Raw genomic sequence first — 14,723 nt, 5'->3', positions numbered from 1 at the left:
GACCAACATTGATGACCATTCTGGCCCATGAATCGTCCGTTGCTAGGCAGCGGGCGATTCGTGGGGTTTTGCAGGACCCCGAGAATCGCTGACACAAGATACTGAAGCATCTTCGGCGTAGGCTCCGACGGAAGTCAGTTCGAACAATGCGGGCAATCTGATCAGGCGCCCGGTGATTGGACGCCTTGAGCTCTGTGCAGTGTCTCCACCCACTTCATGAGTCCGGCGACTCCGTTCCAGGGCCGCTCTGCGGCACAATGGAGTGATGCAAGGATCGCCCCCCGACTTCCGCCTCTACCACTCCAATTCCCTGGACGTGCTGGCGGGCCTGTTGGCGGCCGAACTGCGCCGGCCGGTACCCGGACAGCCGCTGCTGGCGCCGGAGCTGGTGCTGATTCCGCAGGTGGCGATGCGGCGCTGGTTGCAGGCCACGCTGGCGGCCGAACACGGGGTGGCGGCGAACCTGGAATTCCTGACTCCCGGCGAGTTCGTCGCCCGCGCGCTGGCCGCCAACGTGCCCGGCGAAGGCGAGGATCTGGACGCGGCCGGCCTGCGCTGGCGCCTGTACGCGGCGCTGACCGATCCGGCGCTGCTGGCGCGGCCCGCGCTGGCGGCGCTGCGCGCCTATCTGGCCGGCGGCGACCCGGTGAAGCCATGGGCGCTGGCCGGCGAGCTGGCCGGCGTGTTCGAGAAGTACCAGGCCTGGCGCCGCGACTGGCTGCTGCGTTGGGAAGCCGGCGCCGATCCGGAAGATCCGCAGGCGCTGCTGTGGCGGCACATCGCCGCCGGGCGCGAACATCGCGCGCGCCGCATCCAGCAATATCTCGATCGCTTCGCCGGCCCCGACTCGGCGCTGCCGGCCGGCTTGCCGGGGCGCCTGTTCGCCTTCGCCACCCTCAACATCTCGCCCGACGTGCTGCGCGTGGTCGCCACCCAGGCGCGCGCCGGCACCCTGCATTTCTATCTGCCCACGCCCACCCAGGCGTATTGGGGCGATCTGCAGACACTGGGCGAACGCCTGCGCGCGGGCGTGGCCGATCCCTTTGCCGGGCAAGCCGGCGAGAACCCGCTGTTGCAGGCCTGGGGCGCGGCCGGTCGCGATTTCATGGCCGTGCTCGGCAGTTACGAAGTGGTGCATCCGGCCGGCGAAATCGCCGCCTATGCCGATCCCGAACAGGACCCCGCGCCCACCCTGGCCGAGGGCGGTCTGTCCGACAGCCTGCTGCACCGCATGCAGCGGGATCTGTTCCATCGTCGTCCCGCGCCATCCGGTCCGCCGCGCGGGCAGGTGGATCGCCAGGATCCCGGCCTGCAGATCCACGCCTGCCACACCCGCCTGCGGGAAGTGCAGGTACTGCATGACCAACTGCGCGCGCTGCTGGACGACAAACGATTCGATCCGCCGCTGCAGCCGCGCGAGATCGCGGTGCTGGCGCCGGACATCGATCCCTACGTGCCCTACCTTGACGCGGTATTCGGCGGTGAAGGCCACGCCGACGCGCTGCCGTGGGCGCTGGCCGACACCAGTCCGCTGGCCAGCGAACCGCTGGCCGAGGTCTTCCTGCGGCTGCTGGCGCTGCCGATCTCGCGCTTCGGCCTGGACGAGATCCTCGATCTTCTGGCCAGCGCGCCGGTGGCCGAGGCCGCCGGGCTGGACACCGACGCCATCGAGCGCCTGCATGGCTGGCTGCGCGCGGCCGGCGCGCGCTGGGGCCTGGACGCCGCGCACCGCGCCGCGTCCGCTGCGCCCGCCGACGACGCCTACACCTGGCAGTTCGCGCTGGATCGGCTGTTGCTGGGCCACGCCAGCGGCGCCGCGGACGAGATCGCCGGGGTCGCGCCGTGGACGGAGCTGGAAGGCGGCGCGCTCGATGCGCTCGACACCCTGATCCGCCTGCTGCGCGAACTGGCCCGCCAGCGCCGCGACCTGGGCCAGGCGCTGGCGCCCGCGCAGTGGCGCGAACGCCTGTTGCGCCTGCTCGACGCGCTGCTGCCGGAGCGCCCGGCTGCGCCGCGCGCGCAACGCGCGCTGGATCGCCTGCGCACGCTGATTGATCGCTTCGCCCGCGACGCCGAGGCCGCCGGCCACGACGCCGAGGTGCCGGCGGAAGTGGTGCGCGCGCACTTCACCGAACTGCTCTCGGAAGCCGACACCCGCGCGCCGCTGCTCACCGGCGGCATCAGCGTGGGCCGGATGGTGCCGATGCGGCTGTTGCCATTCCGGGTGACCTGCCTGCTCGGCATGAACGACGGCGAGTTCCCGCACCGGGATCCGGCCGCCGGCCTCAACCGCCTCACCGCCGAACTGGGCACCGAGCGCCGCCGGCATGGCGACCGCTCCACCCGTGAGGACGATCGCTATCTGTTCCTGCAACTGTTCGCGGCCGCGCAGGATGTGTTCTACCTCAGCTACCAGGGCGCGGATCCGCGCGACGGCAGCGCCCGCGAGCCTTCGGTGCTGGTCAGCGAACTGCTGGACGCGGCGGCGGCGTACCACGCCGATCCGGCCGCGCGGAAAGCGCTGGTGGTGCAGCATCCCTTGCAGCCGTTCGCGCCGGCGGCGTTCGGTGGCGACGAACCACGCCGCTTCAGTTATCGCGCGCAATGGCGTCCGGCCGCGGATCGTCTGGGCGGCGTGCGCGCCGCGTTGTCGCCGTGGCTGGCCGGCCCGCTGCCGGCACTGGACACGCCCGCCACCGAATTGTCGCTGGACACGCTGCGTCGTTTCTTCGCCGATCCGCAGGGCCAGTTCCTCGCCCAGCGGCTGGGTTTGCGGCTGCCGGAGCCGATCGAACAGGCCGAGGATGTCGAACCGCTGGTGCTGCCCGGCCGCGGGCTGGAGCGCGCCGCCCTGCAACAGGCGGTGATCGAGGCGCTCGACGCCGGCGAGGAGTCCGGCCTGCGCGCCCGCCTGCGTGCCCGCGCGCTGCTGCCTTCCGGCGCGCTGGGCGAACGCCAGTTCGAAACCCTGCTCGCGGAAATCCGTCCGTTCGCGCAGGCGCGCCGCGACTGGCTGGCGAACGACGTCGTCGCCTCCGAGCGCTATGAAGTCCGCATTGACGATGTGCAGCTGCACGGTCGCGTCGCCGACGTGCATCCGCGCGGACTGGTGCGGATGCGCGCGGACCCGATCAATGGCAACGCCGCGCTGCGCTGGGGCCTGGATTGGCTGCTCGCCAACGCGGCCGGCGCGCGACTGCCGCTGGTGCAGTTCCATGACGGCGGCGATGGTCCGGGTCCGTACGTGATCGACGCGCCGGACGAGGCACAGGCGCGCGATGCGCTGCGGCAACTGCTTTCCCTGCACGCCCGGGGCCTGCGCGAACCGCTGTGGTTCGCGCCCTATACCGGCTGGGACATCTGGAACGCCGATCCGGAGAAGCGTCGCGGCGTCGCCTGGAAGCGCTGGCACGGCGACGGCAACGGCGGCTGGCCCGAAGGGGAGGGCGAGGCGATCCGGCTCGCACTGCGCGGTCGGGACCCGTTCGCCAACGAAGCCGACTACCGCCAGCTGGAAGACACCAGCCTGGTGATCTACGACCTCGTGCGGCGCGGCCATGCGCGCGATCGCGACGTCGGCGAAGGAGACGCCGCATGAGCGCGACCATGCCTGCGGCCAATGCCTACCTGACCCGCGCGCTCGATGGCGTGCAGCTGATCGAAGCCAGCGCCGGCACCGGCAAGACCTACACGCTCGCCACCCTGTTCACCCGCCTGATCGTCGAACAGCGCCTGCGCATGGGCCAGGTGCTGGCGGTGACCTACACCGAGGCCGCCACCCAGGAACTGCGCAAGCGCATCCGCGAACGCCTGTCGCTGGCCGCCGGCCTCGTCGGCACGCTCGCCGGCAACGACGACAGCCACGAGGCCGCGCTGACCCGCGGCATTCTCCAGCGCCAGCTCGAACGCGGCGAGGAAACTCCCGACCAGTTGTCCCGCCGCCTGCGCATCGCGGCGGAGGAAACCGATCTGGCCGCGATCTTCACCATCCACGGTTTCTGCGCACGCGTGCTGCGCGAGCACGCGCTGGAAACCGGGCAGGGCTTCGACGCGTTCGAACTGCTTGGCAACGCGCGCGACCTGTATGCCGAGGTGGCCGCGGATCTGTGGCGCATGCACGCGGCCGATCCGGCGGACGCCGACGCGCTGATGGGCCTGTGGAACGGACCGGACGCGCTGGCGGGGGACTTGCCGGCGCTATGCGGACCGTTGCCGCTGTATCCGCAGGTGCCGTCCGATACCGATCCGCGGGCGCAGGCTGAAACACAGGCCGTGCGCGCGGCCCGTGCCGCGAATCTGATCGAGGCCATCGCCAACCATCAGGCCGATGCGCGCGCGGCGATCGCCGCGGCGTTCGACAACAAGGTGTTCGATGGCCGGCGCGCGCGGCGGCCGAGCTTCGACAAGGCGTTCGAGGAACTCCAGGCGGGCACGCGGCTGGGCGACTGGCCACGCACTGACAAGACCCACGTGCAGAAGCTGTTGCCGGACGCGTTGGCCGGCTTCTGCAAGGAAGGGCAGGGTGCCGGCGCGCCGGCATCGCCGCTGTTCGACGCCTTGCGCGATTGGTGCGAAGCCGATACGGCCTGGCAGCGGGTGCAACTGCTGCAACGCACGGCCCTGCTGCACCACCTGCGCGCCGAGGCGCGCCAGCGCCTGGATGCGCTCAAGCGGCTGCGCCGCGTGCGCACCTACGACGATCTGATCGAAGGCGTCGCCGAAGCGCTGGAAGGTCCGCACCGGCAGGCGCTGGTGGCGCGGTTGCGCGCGCAGTACCGGGTCGCGCTGGTGGATGAATTCCAGGACACCGACGAGCGCCAATGGCGGATCTTCGCGCGGGTGTTCGGCGACTCGGACGAGGTGCGCGCGATCGGCGACGTACCGGCGCTATTCCTGATTGGCGATCCCAAGCAGGCCATCTACGGTTTCCGCGGCGGCGACGTGGCCACCTACCTGCTCGCGCGTGGCGAAGCCGACGAGGCGCCGCGGCTGGATCACAACTTCCGCTCGCGCCCCGGCGTGCTGCGCGCCGTCCAGGCGCTGTACGACGGCGCGCGGGAGGCGGGGCAGGACGCCTTTCTCCATCCCGGCATCCAGTTCGAACCCGTGCATGCCGGCGGCAAGCGCGGTGACGCCGACTATCTGCGCGATGGCGAACCGGCGCCCGCGTTGACCCTGCGCCTGCTGCGTCAGGCGGATGGCCAGCCGCTCGGCGCCGACGGCTCGCGCGACGCCGCCACCGCCGCCTGCGTGGCCGAGATCCATCGCGTATTGAACGACGCGCGCGAAGGCCGCGCGCTGCTCGACGGCCGTCCGGTGCGTCCCGGCGACATCGCCGTGCTGGTGCGCAACCACCGCGACGCCACCCGCATGCAGCAGGCGCTCGCCCGCGCCGGCGTGCCCGCCGTCGCCGCCGGCAAGCAGAGCCTGTTCGAGACCACCGAAGCCGGTGAACTGCGCACCCTGCTGCTGGCGCTGCTGCAACCGGCCGACAGCGGTCGCCTGCGTGCCGCGTTGTCCACCGTGCTGCTGGGTGAGGACGCCCACGCGATCGCCGCGCTGGAAACCGAAGGCGACGCGCAGCGGCACCACCAGGCCCGCCTGCTGCACTGGCGCGAGCGCTGGCAGCGCAGCGGTCCGTTCGCGCTGGTGTCCGATCTGTGCGCCGAACAGGCCGAACGCCTGCTTGGCCTGATCGACGGCGAGCGCCGCATGACCAACTACCTGCAGTTGGGCGAACAGTTGCAGGAAGCCGCCGCGCACACGCTCGGCCTGCACGGCCTGCTTGACTGGCTACAGGCGCGCATTGCCAACGCCGATCCCGACGACGAGACCCAGCTGCTGCGACTGGAATCGGACGCGCTCCGCGTGCAGATCGTCACCCTGCACAAGAGCAAGGGCCTGGAGTACCCGCTGGTCTATCTGCCCTTCACCGGCATCGGCACGCGCCGTCCGGACAGTGGCCGCTACCGCGTGCTGCACGAAGGCGGCCGCCGCGTGTTGCGCTGGCGCATCGACAAGGAGGATCCGGCGTGGAAGGCCGCCGGCGACGCGGCTTCCGGCGATGGCCAGGCCGAGGACGCACGCCTGCTCTATGTCGGCCTCACCCGCGCCGAGCATGCGCTGTGGATCGCGGCGGGCGACATCACCGACTTCGCCAGGAGTCGCCTCGCGCCGCTGCTGGCCGGCGCCGAATCGCTGCGCGGGCACGCCGATGTCCGCATCGTCGAAGGCCCGGCCGAACCGCCGCCGCCGCGCCTGCCCGCCGAACACGACGCAGGCGTGGCGCCCGCGCGCGTCGCCCGCCGCCGTATCGCCGCCGACTGGTGGGTCTACAGCTTCACCCAGCTCGCCCACGCCGAATCCGGCGCCGACCCGCTTGCCGCCGCCACCCAGGCTGACCCCGGCGGCGAGGACGAAACCCGCGTGGCCGACGTCGACGAATCCGGCGCCGAAACCGCCGCTTCCGTCTTCACCGCCGATCCGCGTTTCGCCGGCAGCCACTTCGGCGTGGTCATGCACGCCGCGCTGGAAGACGCCGACTTCGCTGCCTGGCGCGACTGGCGACCCGGCGACGATGCGCCCGCCGGACAGGACCGAATCATCGCCGACGCCCTGCGCGCGGGTGGCTATGCCGAAGCCGATGTCGCCGACGGCCTCGCCGTGCTGGTGCCGCTGATCGGCCATACCCTGGGCACGGTGATGCCCGAAGGCGGTCGCCTGGCCGACCTGCCGCCGGACATGCGCCGCGCGGAAATCGAATTCCATTTCGCCATGACCTCCACGCCGGTCACCGCGCTGCTCGCGTTGCTGCACGAGCATGGCGTGCTGCGCCAGCGGCACGCGTTCGGCCTGCGCCAGCGGCTGGAAGGCCTGATGACCGGCCTGATCGATCTGACCTATTGCCAGGACGGACGCTGGTACGTGCTGGACTACAAGTCCAACCAGTTGCCCGGCTACGACGCCGCGTCGATGCAGCAGGCGATGGCGCACAGCGAATACGACCTGCAGGCGCTGATCTACACGCTGGCCCTGCACCGGTGGCTGCGTTTCCGGCTGGGCGAGGCCTATGACTATGCACGCGACTTCGGCGGCGTGCGCTACCTGTTCTGCCGCGGCATGGATCTCACCCGGGATCCCTCGCCCGGCGTCCACGCCCAACGCTTCGCCCCCGAACTCGTCCATGCACTCGATGCCTTGTTCGCCGGCTCCGTTCCATCGTCCCGCGATCTGCCCCCTCCCCCGCAAGCGGGGGAGGGCCGGGGTGGGGGCAACCGCCAAGGTAATCGCGCATGAACACCCACAACCTCCTCGCCAACCTTTGGCAAGCCGGCCACCTGCGCACCCTCGATCACGCGCTCGCCCAGAGCCTGCGCCGTCTCGATCGCGATACTCCCGACGACGTCCTCGCCGCCACCGCGCTCGCCTCGCTCGCCGTCTCCAAGGGCCATGCCGGGCTATTGCTCGCGCAGCCGCAGGCACTGCTGGAGACGGATGCCGATATCGCTTGGCCGGCAGCGGACACGTGGGCTTCGCAACTGGCGGCGTCGCGCTGGGTTGCTACCCCGGATGATCCGGTTGCTGTTTCCGATCCGCATGCGCCGCTGGTGCTGGAGCGGGGACTGCTCTACCTGCGTCGTTATCGCGAATACGAACGCCAACTGGCGGAGGGTCTGCGGCGTCTCGCGGCGCATCGAGTTGATGCGGGAGAAGTGTCCGCGCTTGATGCGTTGTTTGTTCGGCTGTTTCCGGGTGCCCCCATCCCAGCCCGGCCCGGCCCGGCGCAGCACGCCGGGCGTTCGGATCATCCGCGCGGCAGTGCCGCGCAAACGGATGCTCCTCACTCCCCGCACGCGGGGGAAGGGCTCAAGGTAGAGAAGAATCAGACACTTCCTCTATTCGCGGAGGAGCAATTCGGTGCTGAACCCAACAAACCCCTTACCGCGCCTGCGGGGGAAGGTGCCCGAAGGGCGGATGGGGGCAACACGACCATCGATCACCAGGCACTGGCCGCCACCCTCGCCCTCCATCACAGCCTCCTGCTCGTCACCGGCGGCCCCGGCACCGGCAAGACCACCACCACCGCGCGCCTGCTGGTGCTGCTCGCGGCACAGGCGCGCGATGTCGGCCACCCGCCGCCGCGCATCGCCCTGGCCGCGCCGACCGGACGCGCCGCCGAGCGCATGGCCGAAAGCGTGCGCCATGCCATCCAGGCACTGGCCGCCGCCGGCATCGACGGCGATCTGCTTTCCGCATTGCCCACCACCGGCACCACCCTGCATCGCCTGCTCGGCACGATTCCCGACTCGCCGCGCTTCCGCCACGACGCCGATCATCCCTTGCCGTTCGACGTCGTGGTCGTGGACGAAGCCTCCATGGTCGATCTGCCACTGATGGCCAAGCTGGTCGACGCCATCCCCGGCGGTTCACGGCTGGCGCTGCTGGGCGATCCGGATCAGCTGCCCTCGGTGGAGGCGGGCGACGTCCTGTCCGCCATCCTCGCCGCCGCCATCGACGGGATCGCCCATCGTCCCGGCGAAGGCAGCGACCCGCACCCGGGCACGCAGGAAACCTTTTCCGGCATCCGCGTCCATCTCCAGCGTGGCTGGCGCCAGAGCGAGTCGCTGCAACTCGCTCCCCTCGCCGACGCCGTGCGCGCAGGTGACGCCGACACCACGCTCGCCCTGCTGCGCGCCGGCGAACTGTCCAGCGTCCACTTCCACGAAAACCTCGCCGACCCGCTGCAAACCCAGCAGGATGCCTTGCTCGCCCACTGGCAAGCGTTGGCGACCGCGACCACGCCCGCACAGGCGCTGGCACTCTCCAGCCGCCTGCGCATCCTCACCGCCGTGCGCGAAGGCCCGCAGGGCGCGCGCACGCTCAATGCGCGCATCGAACGCCTGCTGCTGGAAAGCCAGGGCGCCGGCCTGCCCCGCGCCGCCGGGCAGGGCCACTTCCACGGCCAACTGCTCATCGTCACCGAGAACAGCTACCGCCACCGCCTGTTCAATGGCGATATCGGCATCTGCCTGAGGGACGAACAGGGCGCGCTCGCCGCCTGGTTCCCCGGCGACGACCCGGCCCAGCCACGCGCCTTCCATCCCGCCGCCCTGCCCGCGCACGAATCCGCTTTCGCCATGACCGTGCACAAGGCCCAGGGCTCGGAATTCGACACCGTCTGGCTGCTGCTCCCCGCCCGCACCAACCGCGTGCTCTCGCGCGAACTGATCTACACCGGACTCACCCGCGCCCGCCGCGAACTGCACGTGGCCGGTGGCGAAGCGGTTATCCGCGAAGCACTGGCGAGGCACGCGAGCCGGTGGTCGGGGTTGGGGTGGCGGTTGGCTTCGACTTGATCGGGGCTGTCACCGGCTTGCCCGGATGGCATCCTTGCCATGCAGTCCGCATGCACCCACACCCCATCATCCGAGGAAATCCCGATGCGCCTAGAAAAGCTCTTCGCGATGAAGTTCTCCAGCGTGTATCCGCTGTACATCAAGAAAGTGGAATCCAAGGGGCGATCGCAAGAGGAGCTCGACCAGGTCATCCGCTGGCTCACCGGCTACAGCGAGGCCGGCCTGCGCAAGCAGATCGAATCCGACGCCAGTCTCGAATCCTTCTTCGCGCAGGCGCCGCAACTGAATCCCAACGTCTCGCTGATCACCGGCGTGGTGTGTGGCATCCGGGTGGAGGAGGTCGAGGATCCGCTGATGCGGAAAATCCGCTACCTGGACAAGCTGGTCGATGAATTGGCGAAGGGCAAGGCGATGGAGAAGATCCTGCGCAAATAGGGAATGTCCCGCACGATCACTCGTCCGCGACGCGCTCCAGATCCGTCCAGAACGGGAACATGTTCATGTTCTCGGAAGTCTTGCGCCAGGCGACGATTTCGCCGTCGATCCGGTTGCCGCGCAGCTTCAATGCCAATGCCAGATCCATCAGCCCTTCGCGGCGGGTATCCGGGCTGCCGACATCGCCCTTGACCTCGCCCGACACCAGCCCGTCGATCAGGCCGAAATCGGCAATCGGATTGGCCGGGCCGTCGCCGACCGCCAGCGTCGCCTTGCCGGCATCCGCAATGACCATCACGATCGGCACGCGCCGGCCCTGCGCCAGCAGCGTCCCGCGCCAGGTGCCGCGATAGTCCTTCACCGGCTGCAAGGGCAGCAGCGGCGCGTTCGCCGGCCGGGGCAGGCGGGTCCAGCCGGGCACGACTGTTTTCAGCAGGCGGTCGCGCACGTCGTCGATGAAGTTCTTCTCGCCGCGCCGGTTGCTGAGCACGATCACCGCGGCGTTGGCCGAAGGCACCAGCACGAACTCCGCCTTGACGCCCGCCTGTCCGCCACCGTGATGCAGCACGCCGATCTGTCCGGGCTCGTTGTAGATCTCCCAACCCATCCCGTAGTGGAAGTGCGGCGCGACCTGCGTGGCCGGACGATGCAGCTCGTCCAGTTGCGCCTGGCCCAGAATCTTCGCGGAAGCGTCCAGCCCCTCGCCGCCCAGGTGCAGCATCGCGAACCGCGCCAGATCGTGCGCGCTGGCGTACAGTTCGCCGGAACCCGGCGTGCCGGTCAGGTAAAACGGCAGCGGCTTGCCGTCGTCGGTGTAGCGCACGGCCATCTCCGCGCGGCGCGACAGATCGGTGTCGAAGAAGCTGTCCTTCATGCCGAGCGGCCGCAGGATGCGATCGCGCAGGAAGGCGCCGAGCTCCTGTTCCGATTGGCGCGCGACGATCTCGCCCAGGATGCCCATCGCCACGTTGGAATACTCGTAGCGCTCGCCGACCGGCGCGATCAGGTGGCCATAGTCGCGGATCAGTTCCGGCATGGTCGGTTGCCTGGCGACGCCGCCCTCGGGATACATCGAGAAGAACGTCGGCAAGCCCGACGAATGCGTCGCCAGCCGGCGCACGGTGGCCTCGCGCGAAGGCCCGTTTGCGTCGACGATCTTTTCCACGCCCAGGTAGTCATTGGCTGGGCGATCCAGATCCAGCTTGCCTTCGGTCGCCAGCATCATCACTGCCTGGGTGGTGAACGGCTTGGTGGTCGAGGCCACCGAGAACGCCGTGTGCGCCGTCGCCGGCCGGCGCGCTTCGCGATCGGCCCAGCCGAAGCCCTGCTCCCAGATAATCCGGCCGTCCTTGACCACCGCCATCGAAATACCAGTGAGCCGGTCGGCCGCGACTTCCTTCTCGACATCCGCCTGGATCGCCGCATACGGTTCCGGCGGCTCCGCGGCGGTGGCCGCGAACAGGGCGGACAGCCACAGGGCGGAACCGAGCAATATGCAAAGCAGGCGGAGCTTGCGCGCTGGACTCATGTGCCCTTTCCTCGCCGGGATTGCCCAATGGGATGCGCGAACCAGGCGTGCGGTTTAACCCGCCTTGCACCTCCCGGCACGCCGAAGCGGACTCAACCATGCAATCGCGCCCTGTAGGAGCGACGTAAGTCGCGACCACGTTACGCCCCGAGGCCTTCAATCAGTCAGATATCCATCTTCGAACAGGCAATGGCAGTCGTTGAGCACAATATACGAAACATATATACTTCGTATAATCCAACCACTGGAAAGACCCATGGGCATAGTCAACATCGACGACGACCTCCACGACCAGATTCGTCGTGCCTGCACCGTGACCAGCCGCTCCATCAACGCGCAGGCCAACTTCTGGATCAAGGTCGGCATGCTCTGCGAAATGAATCCGGAACTGAGTTTCCAGGACATCGTCGCCAACGAATTGCGCGCGGCCGGCGTGCGACCGCAAACCCTGCGCCCGGGCCGCACGTGATCAAGAGCACCGCCGAAATCGCGTTGATGGCGGAAGCCGGATCGCTGCTGGCCAAGGTGTTCGACGCGCTGGGTCGTATGGATCTGGAAGGGCGGAATACGCTGGACATCAATGATTTCGTCGAGCGCATGATCGTCGGCGAACTTAAAGCGCGGCCCGCCAGCAAGGGACAGTACGGATTTCCGTATGTGCTCAACGCCTCCATCGACGACGTCGTCTGCCATGGCATGCCGTCGAAGGACGACGTGCTGCGCGGCGGCCAGATCGTCAACCTGGATATCACCCTGGAAAAGAACGGCTACATCGCCGACTCCAGCACCACCTATCTGGTGGGGGAGGTCGCCTATCCGGCGCGCAGGCTGGTGGCCACCGCCTACCGCGCCATGTGGCAGGGCATCGCGGCGGTGCGTCCGGGCGCGCGCCTGGGTGACATCGGCCACGCCATCGCCCACTACGCGCGCGCGCTTGGCTACAGCGTCGTGAAGGAATATTGCGGCCATGGCATCGGCCGCGAAATGCACGAGGACCCACAGGTGCTCCACTACGGCACGCCGGGCACCGGGCTGGAACTGGAAGAGGGCATGGTGTTCACCATCGAGCCCATGCTCAACGCCGGCCGGGCGGCGATCCGCTCCCATCCGGATGAATGGCCGGTCTACACCCGCGACGGCAAGTTGTCAGCGCAGTTCGAGCACACCGTGGCGGTGACCCGGACCGGCGTGCGGGTGTTGACGCTGCGGGACGGAGAGAAGCCGCTCTGCGAACTCGGTTGAACCGTCATTGCGTCCAAAAATCCTGTAGGAGCGACGTCAGTCGCGACCACGGATTGCCATGCGCGTCGCGACTGACGTCGCTCCTACAGGGTCGGCCGCGCGTGGACATGCCACCGGAGTGATTGGACGACTCACTCGTCGTTCGATATCGCGCCTCACCCCGCCTGCGAAGCCTCGAACACCGCCAACTGCGCCGCGAACGCCCGCTTATACGCTTGCCTCGCTTCCCCTCGCGCCACATAGGCGGCGAGGTTCGGATACTCGTCCACCAAATTCGAACTGCGCAGCCTTTGCAGCACCGAAATCATCAGCAGGTCACCTGCGCTGAAGGCACCATCCAGCCAGTCGGCGTCGCCCAGGCGCGCGGAGAGCTGGGCCAGCCGGGTCCGGACCCGCTGCTCGATCATGGCAATGCGCGGTTCGAACCAGGGCTCGCCGCTCTCGAAGATCCTCATCATGGCGTGCTCGACGATGGGCGGCTCCATCGTGCTGACCGCGGTGAACATCCAGGTGATCGCGCGTGCACGGCCATTGGAGTCTTCGGGAAACAAGCCGGCGTGGCGCTCCGCGATGTGGAGCACGATGGCGCCCGAGTCGAACAGCGTCAGGTCGCCTTCCTCATAGGTAGGAATCTGGCCGAAGGGCTGCAGCGCCAGGTGCCCGGGTTGCTTGAGCGCGGCGAAGGACAATAGCCGCACATCGTAGGGTTGCCCGGCTTCCTCCAATGCCCAGCGCACGCGCACGTCGCGTGACAGGCCCTTGCCGCGATCCGGCGAGCTTTCGAAGGCGGTGATGGTGGGGCTCATGGCGGGTCTCCTGATGATGGGAAGGGCGCTGCCGCGCCGCCTTCTCTGGATAGACGAACGACCTGGCCGGAAATCGACAGGCCGCCAGAACCGGCGGTTTGTCCAACCCGTGACTGCATAAGTAGTATGGGGGGACCCCGGAACCTTCATTGGATGGCGGTCGCACATGGTCTACCCGCATTCGATCCTGTCCCCCCGGAATCTGGAGACGGTCAGATTGCACCTGGAATCTTCGGGATTCGCGGTCGTCCTCCATTGGCATCTTTTCGGTGCGAGCCATCCGACCCCGCTGGCTTTCAGCGACTTTGAGACTTTCCGTGACTATCTGGCGTCAGCAACCAAGCCAGGTGATGCCATCGACGTTTGGCCGTTTCCCAGGGAGGAAGGGCAACGAATCGCTTTCGGAAAGATCCCCGAAACCGACGGGAGAGTCGAACAGGGCGGTGCCTACTGATGCATCTTGATATCAGGACCCTGAGGGAAGCCCTCGCCCTACCCATTGCCACCTTCAGCTGCTCGGCCATGGCGGCGTGCCTGCTGGCCGCGCTGGCGTGGGGTGCCGGGCCGCACGCGCCTCTTATCCGGGGCGATTTCGGCGTCATGGTCTTTCTCGCTTTCGCCGTTTGCCTCCCCTACGTCGTGATCGTCGGTCTTCCGGTGGGCCTGTTCCTTGTCCACAAACGCATGTTCAGAGCCGTCCCCGCGTTCGTGGCGGGTGCCATTGCGGCCAGCCCGCTGCCGCTGATCTTGCTGGCGTCCGCATTTTGGGGCTCAATCTCGGCCGGCGAGGTGGGCATTGCATTTGCTTTTCTTCTTGTTGCGTCGCTGGTGGGCGGGTTCTCCGGGCTGGCGTTCTACTGGACGCACCGGTTCATGAGCCCTGAGCATCAACTCAATCCGGCACCCATTCGCTTGTCGGGTCAATCCAGGAGTTGAGCGGCATGAGGAAGTTTCATGTTTCAGTGTTGGTCATGTCATTCGCATGTGTGCCCCTTGCGCCCGCGCAGGCGGATGATCAGGTCGCGCCGCTGCAATGCGACATAGGCCCGCTCCAAAGGACCTATGGTGGGACCGAATGGGTCGTGTACGCCTGCTCCGACAAGAAGACGGTGGTGATCTACACGGATTCTTCCAATCCTGGAAAAGATTTCTTTTTCATGTTCACGCCGAAAGATGGTCAGTTGCAGCTCTACGGCGAAGGCAATGGAGACAAGAAGTACACCGCTGCTGCTTTTGATGAGCTCAAGTCCATGACACAGGATGACGTCGATGCTCTGATCAAGGAGACAGGGACCACCATGCCCCCGCCTGCATCGGGCAACTAGGCAGTGCTCGATACCTTATTGGAGGGGGATT

The 14,723-nt window shown here is 68.2% G+C and carries 11 protein-coding genes; 9 read left to right on the top strand and 2 right to left on the bottom strand.

The window, feature by feature from the left end; translation table 11 throughout:
- The first annotated feature begins 265 nt into the window (after nucleotides 1–265).
- The 4 genes from recC (at nucleotide 266) to ACTJI2_RS16540 (ending at nucleotide 9,791) form a co-directional block, all read left to right on the top strand.
- Nucleotides 266–3,598: an exodeoxyribonuclease V subunit gamma gene (recC, locus tag ACTJI2_RS16555; protein WP_440842767.1), complete on the top strand. Its 3,333-nt coding sequence runs from the start codon at nucleotides 266–268 to the stop codon at nucleotides 3,596–3,598.
- Nucleotides 3,595–7,296 carry an exodeoxyribonuclease V subunit beta gene (gene recB, locus ACTJI2_RS16550; RefSeq protein WP_440842766.1) on the top strand — a complete coding sequence of 1,234 codons (3,702 nt, stop codon included), beginning with the start codon at nucleotides 3,595–3,597 and terminating at the stop codon, nucleotides 7,294–7,296. The genes recC and recB overlap by 4 nt, the downstream gene beginning before the upstream one ends.
- Nucleotides 7,293–9,356 (top strand): exodeoxyribonuclease V subunit alpha, encoded by a 2,064-nt coding sequence (gene recD, locus ACTJI2_RS16545; protein ID WP_440842765.1) that lies wholly within the window; start codon nucleotides 7,293–7,295, stop codon nucleotides 9,354–9,356. The genes recB and recD overlap by 4 nt, the downstream gene beginning before the upstream one ends.
- An 84-nt stretch (nucleotides 9,357–9,440) precedes the next feature.
- Complete coding sequence (locus ACTJI2_RS16540) at nucleotides 9,441–9,791, top strand: DUF2200 domain-containing protein (RefSeq protein WP_440842764.1); 351 nt, start codon at nucleotides 9,441–9,443, stop codon at nucleotides 9,789–9,791.
- Between the two features lie 16 nt (nucleotides 9,792–9,807).
- On the opposite strand, the gene ACTJI2_RS16535 is transcribed toward ACTJI2_RS16540, so the two are convergent.
- Nucleotides 9,808–11,319, bottom strand: coding sequence for a serine hydrolase domain-containing protein (locus tag ACTJI2_RS16535; protein WP_440842763.1), 1,512 nt, complete (start codon nucleotides 11,317–11,319; stop codon nucleotides 9,808–9,810).
- 256 nt (nucleotides 11,320–11,575) lie between these two features.
- On the opposite strand from ACTJI2_RS16535, the gene ACTJI2_RS16530 reads away from it, so the two are divergent.
- Together ACTJI2_RS16530 and map are read left to right on the top strand one after the other, a co-directional pair.
- Entirely contained in the window at nucleotides 11,576–11,788 is a 213-nt protein-coding gene (locus tag ACTJI2_RS16530) for a ParD-like family protein (protein ID WP_141454886.1), read from the top strand.
- On the top strand, nucleotides 11,785–12,561 hold the full coding sequence (gene map, locus ACTJI2_RS16525) for a type I methionyl aminopeptidase (protein ID WP_440842762.1): 777 nt from the start codon (nucleotides 11,785–11,787) through the stop codon (nucleotides 12,559–12,561). Before ACTJI2_RS16530 ends, map begins: the two co-directional genes overlap by 4 nt.
- 155 nt (nucleotides 12,562–12,716) lie before the next feature.
- Here map and ACTJI2_RS16520 read toward each other — a convergent pair whose 3' ends face one another.
- Nucleotides 12,717–13,367 carry a glutathione S-transferase family protein gene (locus ACTJI2_RS16520; protein WP_440842761.1) on the bottom strand — a complete coding sequence of 217 codons (651 nt, stop codon included), beginning with the start codon at nucleotides 13,365–13,367 and terminating at the stop codon, nucleotides 12,717–12,719.
- Between the two features lie 166 nt (nucleotides 13,368–13,533).
- Between ACTJI2_RS16520 and ACTJI2_RS16515 the strand changes: the two genes are divergently transcribed.
- The 3 genes from ACTJI2_RS16515 to ACTJI2_RS16505 are packed head-to-tail and all read left to right on the top strand — an operon-like array spanning nucleotide 13,534 to nucleotide 14,692.
- Nucleotides 13,534–13,821, top strand: a complete 288-nt coding sequence (locus ACTJI2_RS16515; RefSeq protein ID WP_318288130.1) for a hypothetical protein — start codon at nucleotides 13,534–13,536, stop codon at nucleotides 13,819–13,821.
- A complete protein-coding gene (locus ACTJI2_RS16510) occupies nucleotides 13,821–14,303 on the top strand; it encodes a hypothetical protein (protein WP_318288131.1) in 483 nt (160 codons plus the stop codon). Before ACTJI2_RS16515 ends, ACTJI2_RS16510 begins: the two co-directional genes overlap by 1 nt.
- Before the next feature lie 5 nt (nucleotides 14,304–14,308).
- Nucleotides 14,309–14,692 carry a hypothetical protein gene (locus ACTJI2_RS16505; protein ID WP_318288132.1) on the top strand — a complete coding sequence of 128 codons (384 nt, stop codon included), beginning with the start codon at nucleotides 14,309–14,311 and terminating at the stop codon, nucleotides 14,690–14,692.
- Nucleotides 14,693–14,723 lie beyond the last annotated feature (31 nt).

It is taken from the genome of Pseudoxanthomonas sp. 22568, from assembly GCF_052044485.1.
Classification (GTDB): domain Bacteria; phylum Pseudomonadota; class Gammaproteobacteria; order Xanthomonadales; family Xanthomonadaceae; genus Pseudoxanthomonas_A; species Pseudoxanthomonas_A beigongshangi.
The sequence above is the reverse complement of the archived record's forward strand: the minus strand, read 5'-3'. Positions and strand labels throughout refer to the sequence as shown.

Bases quoted from the DNA above. Each gene is read 5' to 3' on its own strand.
- recC (WP_440842767.1), top strand. From the start codon at position 266: ATGCAAGGATCGCCCCCCGACTTCCGCCTCTACCACTCCAATTCCCTG.
- recB (WP_440842766.1), top strand. From the start codon at position 3,595: ATGAGCGCGACCATGCCTGCGGCCAATGCCTACCTGACCCGCGCGCTC.
- recD (WP_440842765.1), top strand. From the start codon at position 7,293: ATGAACACCCACAACCTCCTCGCCAACCTTTGGCAAGCCGGCCACCTG.
- ACTJI2_RS16540 (WP_440842764.1), top strand. From the start codon at position 9,441: ATGCGCCTAGAAAAGCTCTTCGCGATGAAGTTCTCCAGCGTGTATCCG.
- ACTJI2_RS16535 (WP_440842763.1), bottom strand. From the start codon at position 11,319: ATGAGTCCAGCGCGCAAGCTCCGCCTGCTTTGCATATTGCTCGGTTCC.
- ACTJI2_RS16530 (WP_141454886.1), top strand. From the start codon at position 11,576: ATGGGCATAGTCAACATCGACGACGACCTCCACGACCAGATTCGTCGT.
- ACTJI2_RS16520 (WP_440842761.1), bottom strand. From the start codon at position 13,367: ATGAGCCCCACCATCACCGCCTTCGAAAGCTCGCCGGATCGCGGCAAG.
- ACTJI2_RS16515 (WP_318288130.1), top strand. From the start codon at position 13,534: ATGGTCTACCCGCATTCGATCCTGTCCCCCCGGAATCTGGAGACGGTC.
- ACTJI2_RS16510 (WP_318288131.1), top strand. From the start codon at position 13,821: ATGCATCTTGATATCAGGACCCTGAGGGAAGCCCTCGCCCTACCCATT.
- ACTJI2_RS16505 (WP_318288132.1), top strand. From the start codon at position 14,309: ATGAGGAAGTTTCATGTTTCAGTGTTGGTCATGTCATTCGCATGTGTG.